Annotated in this window: 11 protein-coding genes and 1 tRNA gene; 8 read left to right on the top strand and 4 right to left on the bottom strand. The window is 65.5% G+C overall.

Annotated elements, in window-relative coordinates; genetic code table 11:
* The first annotated feature begins 47 nt into the window (after nucleotides 1–47).
* The 6 genes from AC1DQQ_RS02355 to AC1DQQ_RS02330 all read left to right on the top strand — a co-directional run bounded on the left by AC1DQQ_RS02355 (nucleotide 48) and on the right by AC1DQQ_RS02330 (nucleotide 8,268).
* Nucleotides 48–1,580, top strand: coding sequence for a polyamine aminopropyltransferase (locus AC1DQQ_RS02355; protein WP_478040287.1), 1,533 nt, complete (start codon nucleotides 48–50; stop codon nucleotides 1,578–1,580).
* A gap of 1 nt (nucleotide 1,581) precedes the next feature.
* Nucleotides 1,582–3,198, top strand: a complete 1,617-nt coding sequence (locus tag AC1DQQ_RS02350) for an FAD-dependent oxidoreductase (protein ID WP_478040285.1) — start codon at nucleotides 1,582–1,584, stop codon at nucleotides 3,196–3,198.
* Nucleotides 3,199–3,479: 281 nt separating this feature from the next.
* Nucleotides 3,480–3,842: an adenosylmethionine decarboxylase gene (speD, locus tag AC1DQQ_RS02345; protein ID WP_478040283.1), complete on the top strand. Its 363-nt coding sequence runs from the start codon at nucleotides 3,480–3,482 to the stop codon at nucleotides 3,840–3,842.
* On the top strand, nucleotides 3,839–4,897 hold the full coding sequence (locus tag AC1DQQ_RS02340; protein WP_478044155.1) for an AI-2E family transporter: 1,059 nt from the start codon (nucleotides 3,839–3,841) through the stop codon (nucleotides 4,895–4,897). Before speD ends, AC1DQQ_RS02340 begins: the two co-directional genes overlap by 4 nt.
* An 88-nt stretch (nucleotides 4,898–4,985) precedes the next feature.
* The gene (locus tag AC1DQQ_RS02335) at nucleotides 4,986–6,419 is read left to right on the top strand and encodes an NAD-dependent succinate-semialdehyde dehydrogenase (protein WP_478044154.1); all 1,434 of its coding nucleotides are present in this window, start codon (nucleotides 4,986–4,988) and stop codon (nucleotides 6,417–6,419) included.
* A 172-nt stretch (nucleotides 6,420–6,591) separates the two neighbouring features.
* Nucleotides 6,592–8,268, top strand: coding sequence for a thiamine pyrophosphate-binding protein (locus AC1DQQ_RS02330; RefSeq protein ID WP_478044153.1), 1,677 nt, complete (start codon nucleotides 6,592–6,594; stop codon nucleotides 8,266–8,268).
* Between the two features lie 58 nt (nucleotides 8,269–8,326).
* On the opposite strand, the gene AC1DQQ_RS02325 is transcribed toward AC1DQQ_RS02330, so the two are convergent.
* Nucleotides 8,327–8,400 (bottom strand) — tRNA-Gly (locus AC1DQQ_RS02325).
* A gap of 212 nt (nucleotides 8,401–8,612) precedes the next feature.
* Here AC1DQQ_RS02325 and AC1DQQ_RS02320 point away from each other — a divergent pair.
* Together AC1DQQ_RS02320 and AC1DQQ_RS02315 are read left to right on the top strand one after the other, a co-directional pair.
* Entirely contained in the window at nucleotides 8,613–10,139 is a 1,527-nt protein-coding gene (locus AC1DQQ_RS02320; RefSeq protein WP_478044152.1) for a hypothetical protein, read from the top strand.
* Nucleotides 10,140–10,302: 163 nt separating this feature from the next.
* Entirely contained in the window at nucleotides 10,303–11,619 is a 1,317-nt protein-coding gene (locus tag AC1DQQ_RS02315) for a methyltransferase family protein (protein WP_478044151.1), read from the top strand.
* On the opposite strand, the gene AC1DQQ_RS02310 is transcribed toward AC1DQQ_RS02315, so the two are convergent.
* The 3 genes from AC1DQQ_RS02310 to AC1DQQ_RS02300 are packed head-to-tail and all read right to left on the bottom strand — an operon-like array spanning nucleotide 11,600 to nucleotide 14,043.
* Nucleotides 11,600–11,863, bottom strand: a complete 264-nt coding sequence (locus AC1DQQ_RS02310; protein WP_478028043.1) for a hypothetical protein — start codon at nucleotides 11,861–11,863, stop codon at nucleotides 11,600–11,602. The genes AC1DQQ_RS02315 and AC1DQQ_RS02310 overlap by 20 nt on opposite strands.
* The gene (locus tag AC1DQQ_RS02305; protein ID WP_478044150.1) at nucleotides 11,863–13,236 is read right to left on the bottom strand and encodes a glutamate--cysteine ligase; all 1,374 of its coding nucleotides are present in this window, start codon (nucleotides 13,234–13,236) and stop codon (nucleotides 11,863–11,865) included. Before AC1DQQ_RS02305 ends, AC1DQQ_RS02310 begins: the two co-directional genes overlap by 1 nt.
* 57 nt (nucleotides 13,237–13,293) lie before the next feature.
* A complete protein-coding gene (locus AC1DQQ_RS02300; RefSeq protein ID WP_478044149.1) occupies nucleotides 13,294–14,043 on the bottom strand; it encodes a 16S rRNA (uracil(1498)-N(3))-methyltransferase in 750 nt (249 codons plus the stop codon).
* Nucleotides 14,044–14,109 lie beyond the last annotated feature (66 nt).

The following is a 14,109-nucleotide window of genomic DNA, read 5'->3' as shown; positions in this document are numbered from 1 at the left end:
GTTGCACGTTGGATGCCGGAACAAGTCCGGCATGACGGCTGAGCTGCATGACTGAGCAGCAGGGCGGTCGCGCCATTCCTTCCCGCTCCGGCGCGTTGCTGCTGGCGTCGGCATTCGTCGTCGCGACGTGCGGGCTGATCTACGAACTGCTCGCCGGCACCTTGGCGAGCTATCTGCTCGGCGACAGCGTCACCCAGTTCTCGATCATCATCGGCATCTATCTGTTCGCCATGGGCATGGGCTCATGGTGCTCGCGTTACGTGCGCAAGAACGAGCTCGTGATCTTCGTCCGGGTCGAGGTGCTGATCGCCGCGATCGGCGGTTGTTCGGCGGCATTGCTGTTCCTGCTGTTCGATCGCGTCCAGGATTTCCGCTTGCCGCTCTATGGACTGGTGCTTGCGATCGGCTTCCTGGTAGGGCTCGAAATCCCGCTCCTCATGCGCATCCTCAAGGACCGGCTCGAGTTCAGCGACCTGGTCTCGAAAGTGCTGACCTTCGATTATGTCGGCGCGCTTGCCGCCTCGCTGCTGTTCCCGCTGCTGCTCGTCCCGCATCTCGGACTGATCCGCACCGGTTTCCTGTTCGGCCTGTTCAATGTCGGCGTCGCGATCGCGGTGATCCTGATGCTGCCGCAGCGGCGCCGGATGACGATCGAATTGCTCGTCGCGATCCTGGTCGCGATCGTGCTGGCCGCCGGCTTCGTCGCGTCGGAGAAGATCGAGCGCACCGCCGAGGTCGCGGCCTATGGCGACCCGATCATCTATGCCGACGCCACACCCTACCAGCGCATCGTCATCACCAAGCGAGCCAACGACTTGCGGCTGTTCCTCAACGGCAATCTGCAATTCTCGTCGCGCGACGAATATCGCTATCACGAGGCGCTGGTGCATCCGGTGCTGAGCCGGGTGGCGAACCCGCGCGACGTGCTCGTGCTGGGCGGCGGCGACGGGCTCGCGGTGCGCGAGATCCTCAAATATCCCGGCGTTCAGTCGGTCACCCTGGTCGATCTCGATCCGGCGATGACAACGCTCTTCCGCAAAAGCTCGATGCTCGTCGCGCTCAACCATGGGTCTTTGCTGTCGCCCAAGGTCCATGTCATCACCGCCGATGCGTTCAGCTGGCTGCGCGCCAACCAGCGCAAGTTCGACGCGGTGCTGGTCGACTTTCCCGACCCGACCAATTTCGCGATCGGCAAGCTCTACACGATCAGTTTCTATCGCGAGCTCGCCCGAGCGCTCAATCCCGGTGCGATGATCAGCGTCCAGAGCACCTCGCCGCTGGTCGCGCCCAAGGCCTATTGGACTGTCGCGACCACGCTTGAGGCGGCCGGGCTGACCACGCGCGGCTATCACGTCTATGTGCCAAGCTTCGGCGAATGGGGCTTCGTCCTCGCCTCGAACCGGCCGATTGGCGCACTTGGCGCCTTGCCGTCGGGGCTGCGGTTCCTGACGCCGCGGGTCGACACGCTCGCTTTCTTCTTCCCGCCCGACATGGCGCGACGCCCGACCCCGGTGAATCGACTCGACAACCAGGCGCTGGTTCGCGAGTTCGACGCCGAATGGTCGGTGTTCGAGGGCTAGGGTGCCAACACGCCGCACCGTCATCGCAGGATCGATCGCCGGGGCCGCGGCGCTCGGTGCGGGTGCGATCGCGCTCGCCCCACATGACGAGACGATCCCCGGTACGCTGAGCGGCGCCGATTTCCGCCGCGGGCATCGCTTACGCAGCGGCAAATTCCCCGAGCCGAGTGAGACGGTGCGGACCAGGATCGCGATCGTCGGCGGCGGCGTCGCTGGGCTCGCGGCGGCATGGACGCTGGCAGACGCCGGCGTGCAGGATTTTCGCCTGCTCGAACTCGAGGATCGTACCGGCGGCAATGCGCGCAGCGGACGCAACACTGTCTCCGCTTACCCGCTAGGCGCGCACTATCTGCCGCTGCCCAATGCCGAGGCGAAGGGCGTCATCCATTTGCTCGAACAGCTCGGCATCATCACCGGCTGGCAGGATGGCAAGCCGGTCTACGATCCCTATCAGCTCGTCTCCGACCCCGAGGAGCGCCTGCTCTATCTCGGCAAATGGCAGGAAGGACTGGTCCCGCAAAAGGGGCTGAGCGAGGCCGACGTCCATGACCTCAAGGCCTTCTTCGCCGCGATGAAGGCCTATCAAGAGCGCCGCGACGCCCAAGGACGCCCCGCTTTCGCGATCCCGATGGAGCTGAGTTCGCGCGATCCCGATCTGCTCGCGCTGGACAAATTGAGCTTCGCCCAATGGCTCGACCAGCAGGGCTGGCACTCATCGGTGCTGCGCGTGTACGTCCGCTATGCCTGCCGAGACGATTACGGCACCGAGCCCGACCAGGTCTCGGCCTGGGCCGGGATCCATTATTTCGCCAGCCGCCGCGGGCTCGCCGCCAATGCCGATCCCGACACGATGCTGACCTGGCCCGAGGGCAATGGCCATCTGGTCGGGCGGATGGCGGCGCGGCTCAAGGATCACCTCGATTGCGGCAGGATCATCCATCGCGTCACCCGCACCGACAAGGGCGCGCAAATCGATGCCCTCGAAGTCGCGAGCGGTCGTGGCGTCCGCGTCGATGCCGATGCGGTGGTGCTCGCTACTCCGCACTTCGTGAGCGCACGCCTGACCGCCGATGCGCCGTCGGCCAGCGGGTTCGACTATGCGCCCTGGGTGGTCGCCGCGGTCACCGTCGACCGCCTGCCCGCCGGACCGGGGTTCGAGGTCGCCTGGGACAATGTGTCGTGGACCAGCCGCTCGCTCGGCTATGTCGTCGACACGCATCAATCGCTCGACCGCGTGCCGCGCGCGACGGTGCTGAGCTGGTATCTGCCGCTGTCCGACATGGCACCCGCCGACGCGCGGCGCGACTTGCTCGAACGCCCACTCACCTATTGGCAGGACATGGTCCGCGACGATCTGCTCCGCACCAATCCCGACCTCAAGGGCGCGATCCGGCGGATCGATGTGTGGCGCTGGGGCCATGCCATGATCCGCCCGGTGCCGGGCTATTTCTGGGACGGCCGCCGCGAGGCCGCCGCCGCGCCGCGCCCGCCGTTGTTCTTCGCGCATTCCGACCTGAGCGGGCTCTCGCTGTTCGAGGAAGCGCAATATCGCGGCATCCGCGCGGCGGAGGATGCGATGACGCATCTCGCCATTTCCTATCGCTCGGTGCTGGCGTAGGATTAGGGTCCGTACTCAATTATCGCGAGGATCGTGATTGCCCAGAGGAGCCCGCCGACAAGGAGCGCAGCGCAGTCGCGTAGCCGAAGCTACGCGCAAGCAAGCGACGATGCTCGGCGGGCTCCTCCGGGCAACCGCGAAGCGGCGGGCCGATTTTGGCGTCCGGACGTCGTCGCGCGTCGGTCACGATGCTACCAGCATCGCTCCCTCCTTGCTCCTAGCCGGACACCAAAATCGGCTCCGTCACGACCTCGCGATAATTGAGTACGGACCCTAGCGGCGTGGACTTCAGTGGGACCCACCTTCTTGCCGACCTGTTCGACTGCGATCATCTCGACGATGAAGCGCGGATCGAGGCGGCGTTGCTCGCGGCCGTCGCCGCCGCCGATGCGACGCTGATCGAGCTCAAGGTCCATGGCTTCGGCGCCGGTCAGGGCGTGACCGGCGTCGCGTTGCTCGCCGAATCGCACATCTCGATCCATTCCTGGCCGGAGCGTGGTTACGCCGCGGTCGACATGTTCCTGTGCGGACGGCGCCACGATCTCGACGCCGCGCTGGCGGCGCTGGCCGGGATGCTCGACGCCGGGCGGGTCGAGCAACGCCGCTTCGCCCGCGGCTTCAGCCTGGAGGCCACCGACCAATGACCGGCACGCAATTACCCCCGAAGCGCCAATCGACGGCACGCCTTGTCTTGATCCTCCTGCTCGGGCTGCTCGGCCTGTGGGTCATCCACGCATTCCTGCCCGTTCTCATCTGGGCGGTAGTCATCGCCGTCGCGGTCGATCCGCTCGTCCAGCGCGCCGAGCGCCAGTTTCCGCGCCCCAATCTCGTTGCCGCGGCTTTCACCGTGGGTTTCGCCCTGATCGTGCTGGCGCCGATCGCGATCGGCATCGCTCAGGCCGCACGCGAGGCGCACGATGTCGCGACCTGGGTGAAGGAGGCGCAGCAATACGGGGTGCCGCCGCCCGGCTGGCTCGCCAATTTGCCGTACAGCGCCGAGGCGACTGATTGGTGGCGCACCAATCTGTCCGATCCGGCGGCGGCCCATCATCATTTCGAGGTGCTGAGCCACAGCCTGCTCGGCGCGCAAGCGCGGTTGCTCGGCTTCGGGCTGGTCCATCGCGCGGTGGTGTTCGGCTTCACCTTGATCGCGCTCTTTTTCCTGATCCGCGACCGCGATGCCTTGGCGGTGCAGTTCCGCACCGCCAGCGCGAAGCTGCTCGGGCCGCAGGGCGAACGGATCGGGCAACAGGCGCTCGCCTCGGTCCGCGGGACGATCGACGGGCTGGTGCTGGTCGGACTTGGCTTCGGCGCGGTCATGACCGTCGTCTATTTCTTCCTCGGCGTGCCGCATCCTATCCTGCTCGGCGCCGTCACCGCGATCGCCGCGATGATCCCGTTTGGTGCGCCGGTCGCGTTCGGGCTCGCCGCCTTGCTGCTGCTCGGACAAGGATCACCCGGTGCCGCGATCGCGGTCGTCGTGATCGGCTTTGCCGCCGAATTCGTCGCGGGCCATTTCGTCCGCCCCGTCTTGATCGGCAGCGCGACCAAACTGCCGTTCTTCTGGGCGTTGGTCGGTATCCTCGGCGGCGTCGAGACGCTGGGGTTACTCGGGCTTTTTGTCGGGCCGGCGACGATGGCGGTATTGGTGATGCTGTGGCGCGAACTCGTCGAGGGCGATGCGACCCCCGTTGCCTGACGTCTATAGCTGACCGTCGGCGTTACGATTGCCCCGAACGGATCGGAACCTTAGATGGGCGGCAAATCCCCCGCCCTCAGGAGTCCCTATGACCTATTCCGCCAAGCTCGGCCTCTATATCGACGGCGAGTGGCTGACCGGCGATGACCGGGACGTGCATTCGGTGCTCAACCCGGCGACCGGCGCGGGCCAGGCCGACTTGCCGCTGGCCACCACCGCCGACCTCGATCGCGCACTTGCCGCGGCGCAGCAGGGGTTCGAGGCGTGGCGCGCGGTTGCGCACGAGCAACGCGCCGCTGTGCTTAACAAGACCGCCGCTTTGGTCCGCGAACGCGCCGACGCGATCGCCCGCATCGCGACGATGGAGGAAGGCAAGCCGGTCGCCGAGGCCAAGGGCGAGGTCATGGCCGCTGCTGCGATGCTCGAATTCCACGCCGGCGAAGCGGTGCGCGTTTATGGCCGCGTGCTGATGCGCACGCCGGGCATGCGCTCGATGGTGCTGCATCATCCGGTCGGTCCGGTCGCGGCGTTCTGCGCCTGGAACTTCCCGGCCTTGAACGTCGTCCGCAAAATCGCGCCCGCGGTCGCGGCCGGCTGCTCGATCATCCTCAAGCCGAGCGAGGAAACCCCGGGCTCGGCGGTTGAGATCATGCGCTGCTTCCAGGATGCCGGGCTCCCCGGCAATGTCGCGCAGATCGTGTTCGGCGTGCCCGACATGATCTCGCGCCACCTGCTCGCTTCGCCGGTCACGCGCAAACTGAGTTTCACCGGATCGGTGCCGGTCGGTAAGCATCTGATGAAGCTGGCGTCGGATAGCGTCATGCGGATGACGATGGAATTGGGCGGCCACGCGCCGGTGCTGGTGTTCGACGATTGCGATCTCGAAAAGACGCTCGATATCTTGGTCACGCACAAGTTCAGGAATGCCGGCCAGGTTTGCGTCGCGCCGACCCGCTTCCACGTCCAGGACGGCATCTACGAGAAGTTTGTCCAGGGGTTCGCCGAGCGCACGAAGAAGCTGCAGATCGGCAGCGGCCTCGACGCCGCCAACCAGATGGGTCCGCTCGCCAATCCGCGCCGCCCGGACACGATCTCAGCGCTGGTCGAGGATGCGCGCTCGATCGGCGCGCGTGTGCTGGCCGGCGGCGAGCGCGAGGAAAAGGACGGCGGCTTCTTCTTCCAGCCGACGGTGATCGCCGATGTGCCGCTGGGAGCCAAGGCGATGAACGACGAGCCGTTCGGGCCGCTTGCCTTGATCCGCCCGTTCGGCACGGTCGAGGACGCGATCGCCGAAGCCAACCGCCTGCCCTTCGGCCTTGCAGCCTATTGCTTCACCGAGAGCGGTCGCCGCCAGAATCTGCTCGCCGAAACGGTGGAGGCGGGGATGGTCGCGATCAATCAGGTTCGCATGACCTGGCCCGACGCGCCGTTCGGCGGGATGAAGGAATCGGGCTTCGGCTCCGAGGATGGTCCCGAGGGGATCATGGCGCATCTGACCACCAAGGCGGTCCATATCGCATAGTTCTGTTGTCGATATTTGTTCCCACCCCGGCGAAAGCCGGGGCCCAGTTTCGAGACGATGGTTGGGAAGCGAGTCGTGCCGCCGCCGATTTGGTCGCGACTGGGCCCCGGCYTTCGCCAGGGTGGGATAAACTGCTAGGCGCGGCGGCAAGAATGACGATCCGGGGAGTATGATGACTGCAACCAACGGAGCCGGTTCACGTACGGCCGCCCGCATCCTCGTCGACCAGCTGATCGCGCAGGGCGTCGACCGCGCCACCTGCGTGCCTGGCGAAAGCTATCTGTCGGTGCTCGACGCGCTGATCGGCAGCGGGATCGACCTCCTCACGTGCCGCGCCGAGGGTGGCGCGGCGATGATGGCGGAGGCCCATGGCAAGCTGACCGGTCGTCCCGGCATCTGCTTCGTAACGCGCGGACCGGGAGCGACCAACGCCAGCCCGGGCCTGCACATCGCGATGCAGGATTCGACCCCGATGATCCTGTTCGTCGGGCAGATCGAGCGCGGCATGCGCGATCGCGAGGCGTTTCAAGAGCTCGATTACCGCGCCACGTTCGGCGCGTTGGCGAAATGGGTGGTCGAGATCGATGACGCCGCCCGCATTCCCGAGATCATCGCCCGTGCCTTCCGCGTCGCGATGCAGGGACGACCGGGCCCGGTGGTGATCGCGTTACCGGAGGACATGCTCGACGAGGTTGCGGAGGTTGCCGATGCGCCACGCGTGGACCCCGTCGAAACCGCGCCCGCGCCCGCCGATATCGACCGGCTCGGCGAATTGCTCGCGGCGGCCAAAAACCCCGTCGCGATCGTCGGCGGCTCGCGCTGGACACCGCAAGCGCGCGACGCGATGATCGACTTCGCACACCGCTTTGATTTGCCCGTCGCCGCGCAATTCCGCCGCGCCCCGCTGTTCCCCGCGACCGACGACCATTTCATCGGCGATCTCGGGCTCGCGCCCAATCCCAAGCTGATCGAGCGCATCAAGACCGCCGACCTGGTCCTGCTGATCGGCGGACGGATGTCGGAAATCGCTTCGCAATCCTATACATTGCTCGGCATCCCTGCCTCGGCGCAGCAGCTCGTCCATATCCATCCCGACCCGCTTGAACTCGGCCGCGTTTACCAGCCGGTGCTGGCGATCAACGCCACGCCGCCGGCCTTCTTCGCCGCGCTCGACGGTATCGAGGCGAGCCCGACCTGGTCCGCCAACCGTGAGGCGGCACGCGCCGATTACCTCGCCTGGTCCGACACGCCGCCGCCGGTGCCGGGCGATTTCCAATATGGCGACGTCATGGCGTGGCTGCGCGACCGGCTGCCGCCCGACGCGACGATCTGCAACGGCGCGGGCAATTTCGCGAGCTGGATCCATCGTTATTACCGCTTCCGCGATTTCGGCACCCAGCTTGCGCCGACCAGCGGGTCGATGGGATACGGCCTGCCCGCGGGCGTGATGGCCAAGCGGCAAAAGCCCGACAGCATCGCGCTGACCATCGCGGGTGACGGCGACTTCCTGATGAACGGCCAGGAATTCGCCACCGCCGTCCATCACGGCATCCCGCTGATCGTCGTGCTGATCGACAACGGCATTTACGGCACTATCCGCATGCACCAGGAAAAGACCTTTCCGGGGCGCATCTCCGCGACCAGTCTCACCAATCCCGACTTCGCCGCGCTCGCGCGTGCCTATGGCGGCCATGGCGAGACGGTCACCACCACGGCGGAATTCGCGCCCGCCTTCGAGCGCGCGCTAGCTTCAGGCAAGCCGGCGATCCTGCATTGCCATCTTGACAGCCAGGCGATCACCCCGACCGCGACACTGGATGGGCTTAGGGCAGCGGCAGAGAAGAGCTGAAGCCGGCTGACCCTCCGCTTGATCCGTGATCCAGTTTCTGCGGCATCGCTGTGAAAGTTGGAGCGGGTAACGGGAATCGAACCCGTGTATTCAGCTTGGAAGGCTGCTGCACTACCATTGTGCTATACCCGCATCCGGTTGAATTCACTCGCTAAAGTGATTTCCGGCGCTTGACGATCCAACCGGCGTCCCGCTGGAAATCCAACGAAGGTCCGATCGGCCGCGCGGCGCACCGGTTAGCGCGCCGATCGGCAAGGCGCAAGGGTCAGGCGCTTTGATCGGGCTGGGCGAGTGCCTGCGTTCAAGCTTAACCGATCATTCACCAAACCCTCGCACTAAGCGGCATGGATTACGAAGGACGTTCGGCCTTTGCCACCAGGGTGGCGCTTCATGCGCGCGATGATCTCGCGACCATCGGGCGCGGGATCCGGCCTGCCACGCTGGCAGGTGTGCTGGTCTCGTTCCTGTTGGTCGACCAAGTCCTGCTCTGGCATTTCCTCTGCCTTGTACCACCGATAGCTGTCGTATCGGCGTTGGTCCTGTTGCCCGTCGCGTTCTGGCCGCTGACGCGGCACACGGACGCGGGAAGCGCGAGATTGCCATGGAAGCTTTTGGGCATCTGCTTCGCCGTTTCGCTGGTCGTCTATATCCTGGGCGGCGAAGGGCGACTGTTTTACGCCAATAGGGATTGGCAGGTGCGCGGCGCGGTGCTGCGCGATCTCGTCAACTATCCCTGGCCGGTTATCTATGACGGCACCGATCCGAAGATATTGCGTCTGCCGTTGGGCATGTATTTGATCCCGGCCTGGATCGGCAAATCCTATGGCTTCGCGGCTGCCGAACTGACGGAGCTGCTGCAAAACAGCTTGCTGCTGACGGCCGTGCTGGCGCTCGGTTCGACCCTATTCACCGGTACGCGCGCGCGCCTGATCGCGCTGGGCGTCTTCCTCGGCTTTAGCGGCATGGACGTTATCGGCGCGCTACTCACCGGCCAGCCGCCCCACGGCCATATCGAGCAATGGAATGTCTACCAATTCTCGTCCCACATTACCCAGGCATTCTGGGTTCCGCAGCATGCTTTGGCGGGCTGGATCGGGGCCTTGTGTTATCTGTTGTGGCGCGACGACAAGGCACCCGCGGCATTGCTGTTCTGCGTCGTCCCTCTGTCGGCATTGATGTCGCCGCTAGCCTTTATGGGCCTGTTGCCGTTTGCCGCGCACGCCGCGGTCACCGTCGTCGTTCGGCACGAAGTGCGTGTCCGCCAACTCGTTCTACCGGTGCTCGGCGTGCTGATCTCGCTGCCGTCGCTAGTGTACCTCACGTCCGCCGCCGATACGGTCGGCGGACATTTCGAGGCGCCCAGGATTCTCCAATATCTCCTTATCGAACTTCTCGAGATCGTGCCCTTCCTGGTCGGACTCAAACTCGCGACGAGAAGCGATCGATTTGGCCGGACGACGTTCGTAATCGTCGCGCTCATCCTGTTGTTCGCGCCGCTCGGGAAGGTGGGCAGAGGGATCGACTTCGTGATGCGCGTCTCCATACCGGCGCTGGCGATCCTTTCGATGCTGATCGCCGACCTGTTCAGCACGCCGGCGGAGCCTTCCGCGCGGCGTGGCCGCCAGATCGTGTTTGGTGCTTTCCTGATTGGCCTGGCAACGCCGGCCACGGAGATTGGCCGCGCACTCCTCTTTCCTCGGTCGCCTTCCCCGCTTTGCAGCTATCTCGGCGTCGTACCCGGTGGCGCTACCGACTATGTAGCGTCTCTCTCGAGACTACCCGCCTGGATTAGGCCGAGCGAGCCGGCAATGGTTCGGCCTCGCGATCCCGAGCAATGCTGGGACGGACCCTGGCCAAAACCTGTCACTTAGAGCTGTCGCATCGCTTTTTGCGGAAAACCGGTACCCGCTCTTCCGCGCGATGCTCTAAGCCCGAGAAAGCGCCCTGCTTTACAAATGATGTGTGCGCCTTAGCGGCGCGCGCGTCCGACATCCTTCACGGCTTGCTTACCATTCCGCGCGTATCCCCGCGCGCATGTATCACGACCCTGCATTGGGCACGGCCGCCAAGGCCGATCCGCGCCCCAAGTCCGCCGTGTCGACCGGGACCGGCATATCCGGGCTAGCTGGGCTATTCACCTGGATAGCAATCGCGCGCTGGCTCGGGATGGACGGTCCCTATGCCGCCCTGATCAACGTCGCCGCGACCGCACTGCCGATGGTGCTGTGGTCGGTGTTCGTCGACAAGGTCCACCGTAACCCCTCGACCGGGATCGACTGGGCCAATCCGAAACCGTGGCGCGAGACGCTCGACATCTCGATCACCAAGCTCGCCGGGCTATGGCTGACCTGGGCCGGGATCGCCTGCCTCTACGCGGTCGGACGCTTCTATTGGGAAGGCAATTTCCAGTTCTCGATGTGGTGCTTCATGTGGGCGGCGCCGGCGCTGTTCGTGCTGTCGATCCCCTACACATTGTGGCTCGACCGCCGCATGGTCGAGCCCAAGGACGGCTGCTGGGCCTTGGGCGCCTGGATGATGGGACTCAAGGAACCGATCGACAAGGAAGCGATCTGGAACCACCTGAAGAGCTGGGGCGTGAAGATGTTCTTCACCGCCTTCATGCTGGCAATCGTCCCGCCGGGGTTCGGCGATTTCGTCCGCGGCGATTTCAGCCGGGTGCTCGCCAGTCCCGTGGCGCTGGCCAATTGGCTGATCACTTTCATGTTCCTGGTCGACGTGGCGTTCGCCACCGCGGGCTATCTGCTCGCCTTGCGCCCGCTCGATTCGCACATCCGCACCGCTAATCCCTATGCAGCAGGCTGGATGGCGGCGCTGATCTGCTACCCTCCCTTCGTCCTGATGGGCGATAACGGCCCGCTCGATTACCATCCCGGCACCTATGGCGAGGCCGGCTGGTCGACCTGGTTCGCGGATTATCCGGTGCTGCTGGTCGGCATCGGCACCTTGCTGGTGCTGCTGACCGCGATCTACGCCTGGGCTACGGTCACGTTCGGCATCCGTTTCTCCAACCTCACGCATCGCGGCATCCTGACCAACGGGCCCTATGCCTTTTCGCGGCACCCCGCCTACCTCTCCAAGAACCTGTTCTGGCTGATCGCCACCTTACCGCTGCTGACCACCGGCAGCTGGCTCGACGCGGTGCGATCGACCGCGATCATGGCCATCGTCGCCGGGATCTATTATTGGCGCGCGCGGACCGAGGAGCGCCATCTGCGCGCCGATCCGGCGTACGAGGAATATTATCAGTGGATGGAGCGCAACGGCCTGGTGCCGCGCTTTTTCCGATGGATCAGCGGCAAGTCGGCAGCGGTCACGCCAGACACAGCATGAACCCGATCGCGCCGGCCATCGCCACCGCACTCGCGGCCAGCGCACGGTGCAGATGGGGACCGTCCGGACAAAGCCGGGCATAATCGCGCCAGACCAGGATCGCCGGACGCCAGAGCGATCGCGAGCGTTGCTCGGTCGCCCGGACGGTGATCGCCATCCGCCCGTTTTCCAGGGTCGCAACCACCAGCCCGGTGATCACCGCGACAAGACAGATGACCGCGGCGACCGACCGCGGTCCGGCCATCAGAAGCTCATCTCGTCATAGATTTTCGAAATGTCGCCGTTCCACTCACCGTTATAGCGGTCGAGCAGGACCTGTGCGGGCACCTTGCCCGACCGCACCACTTCGCGCAGCGGATCGAGGAACCCGGTCTCGTTGGTCCCGCCGGCATCGGTCCGCGCGCGCGCGGTCAATCCGGCATGCGCGATGTCGAGCACTTCCCCACCGATGTCACGAAGCTTGCCGCCACCCGGCAACGGCGCGTCGAGCGCCAGCGCGGGCACCGAATTCCGCAATTCCTCGCGCTCAGCCATGGTCCAGTGCCGCACCAGATCCCATGCCGCGTCGAGCGCGCCCTGATCGTAGAGCAGTCCGACCCAGAATGCCGGCAAGGCGCAGATCCGCCCCCAAGGCCCGCCATCGGCGCCGCGCATTTCGAGGAACGTCTTGAGCCGCACTTCGGGGAAAGCGGTCGAGAGGTGATCCGACCAATCCTCGATCGTCGGCTTCTCACCCGGCAGGATGTCGAGCTTGCCGTCGAGGAAGTCGCGGAAGCTTAGCCCCGCGGCGTCGAGATACTGGCCGTCGCGATAGACGAAGTACATCGGCACATCGAGCGCGTAATCGGCATAGCGCTCGTAGCCGAACCCGTCCTCGAACACGAACGGCAGCATGCCGGTGCGCGCGGGATCGGTGTCCGACCAGATATGGCTGCGGAACGACAGCATGCCGTTCGGCTTGCTCTCGGTGAACGGCGAATTGGCGAACAGAGCGGTCGCCAGCGGCTGCAGCGCGAGTCCGACACGGAACTTCTTCACCATGTCGGCTTCGGACGCATAGTCCAGATTGACCTGGATCGTGCAGGTCCGGAGCATCATGTCGAGCCCCAGGCTGCCGACCCGCGGCATGTGGCGCAGCATGATCGCATAGCGGCCCTTGGGCATGATCGGCAGATCCTGCCGCGCCTTGTCGGGCCACATCCCCATGCCGAGGAAGCCGAGCCCGAGCCGGTCGCCGATCGTCTTGACCTGTTGCAAGTGACGGCCGGTTTCGGCGCAAGTCTCGTGCAGATTTTCGAGCGGCGCGCCCGACAGCTCGAATTGCCCGGCGGGCTCGAGGCTGACCGATCCATCGGCGCCGGTCAGCGCGATGATCTTGCCATTCTCCTCGACCGGCCGCCAGCCGAACTCGGTCAGGCCATTGAGTAGGTCGCGGATGCCGCCGGGCTCGTCCCACGACGGCGCGCGATGATCGACGGTGCGATAGACAAATTTCTCATGCTCGGTGCCGATCCGCCAACGCTCGGCGGGCTTTTCCCCACCGGCGAAAAAATCGATCAGCTGCTGACGGTCTTCGATGACCGCTGCGTTCGTGTCCGTAACGGTCTTCGTCGTCATGGCGCGCATGTAGCGACGACGAAACGGTTGCGCTAGCCGTCGTTCGAAAGGCCCCGGTTAACCCCGCCAATCGCCCGCCGCTGACATCCAGATTGTCACCGCTGCTGCCGCCGCAGTCTCGGCACGAAGAATACGCGGACCGAGGCCGATTCCTACCGCTTGGGGCAACGCACGGATCGCCTCGCGTTCGGCGTCGTCGAACCCGCCTTCGGGTCCGATCAGGATCGCCGCCGGCCCGCGATGCGCCGCCATCGCCTCGGCGGCGGGCGCGCCGCCCATCTCGTCGGCGAAGAAGAGCGCGCGATCCTCGGGCCAGTCGCGGAGCAAGGCGTCCAGCTTCACCGCCTCGGACAGTTCCGGCAACGCGGTGCGGTCGCATTGCTCCGCCGCCTCGATCATGTGGCTGCGCAGGCGGTCGAGGTTGAGTCGGTCGATTATCGCGCGGCGAGTCAGCACCGGCATCAGCCGCGCGACGCCCAGCTCGCAGGCTTTTTCCGCGACCCAGTCGATCCGGCCTTTCTTGATCGGCGCCGCGCACAGCCACAGGTCCGGGACCGGCTCGCGGCCGCGCAGATGCGCCGAGACGGTCAGAATCAGGTCGCGCTTGCCGATCGCGCTGGCGATGCCGAGCCATTCGCCGGTAGCGTCATCGAACAACTTTACCGGATCGCCCGCCTTCAGCCGCAGCACCGACAGCAGATAATGCGCCTGCCCGCCCTCGACGCGGACATCGGCGCCTTCGGCCAGCGGGACGTCGATGAACAGACGCGGCGTCGATCGCGGCGGCCAGGCGGGAGTTGCTGCCATGGCTGGCGACTTAGCGAGTTCGTCTCGGTCGGGCCAGCGTCACCTCCCCTCCCGCTTGCGGGAGGG

This window comes from Sphingomonas sp. P4_G3, assembly GCF_056401105.1.
Note: the sequence above shows the minus strand (reverse complement) of the source record. Positions and strands in the feature narration are given on the sequence as shown.

What these genes read in the sequence shown, in the direction of transcription:
- AC1DQQ_RS02355 (WP_478040287.1), top strand. Translation starts at nt 48, where the DNA reads ATGACTGAGCAGCAGGGCGGTCGCGCCATTCCTTCCCGCTCCGGCGCG.
- AC1DQQ_RS02340 (WP_478044155.1), top strand. Translation starts at nt 3,839, where the DNA reads ATGACCGGCACGCAATTACCCCCGAAGCGCCAATCGACGGCACGCCTT.
- AC1DQQ_RS02335 (WP_478044154.1), top strand. Translation starts at nt 4,986, where the DNA reads ATGACCTATTCCGCCAAGCTCGGCCTCTATATCGACGGCGAGTGGCTG.
- AC1DQQ_RS02330 (WP_478044153.1), top strand. Translation starts at nt 6,592, where the DNA reads ATGACTGCAACCAACGGAGCCGGTTCACGTACGGCCGCCCGCATCCTC.
- AC1DQQ_RS02320 (WP_478044152.1), top strand. Translation starts at nt 8,613, where the DNA reads ATGGATTACGAAGGACGTTCGGCCTTTGCCACCAGGGTGGCGCTTCAT.
- AC1DQQ_RS02315 (WP_478044151.1), top strand. Translation starts at nt 10,303, where the DNA reads ATGTATCACGACCCTGCATTGGGCACGGCCGCCAAGGCCGATCCGCGC.
- AC1DQQ_RS02310 (WP_478028043.1), bottom strand. Translation starts at nt 11,863, where the DNA reads ATGGCCGGACCGCGGTCGGTCGCCGCGGTCATCTGTCTTGTCGCGGTG.
- AC1DQQ_RS02305 (WP_478044150.1), bottom strand. Translation starts at nt 13,236, where the DNA reads ATGACGACGAAGACCGTTACGGACACGAACGCAGCGGTCATCGAAGAC.
- AC1DQQ_RS02300 (WP_478044149.1), bottom strand. Translation starts at nt 14,043, where the DNA reads ATGGCAGCAACTCCCGCCTGGCCGCCGCGATCGACGCCGCGTCTGTTC.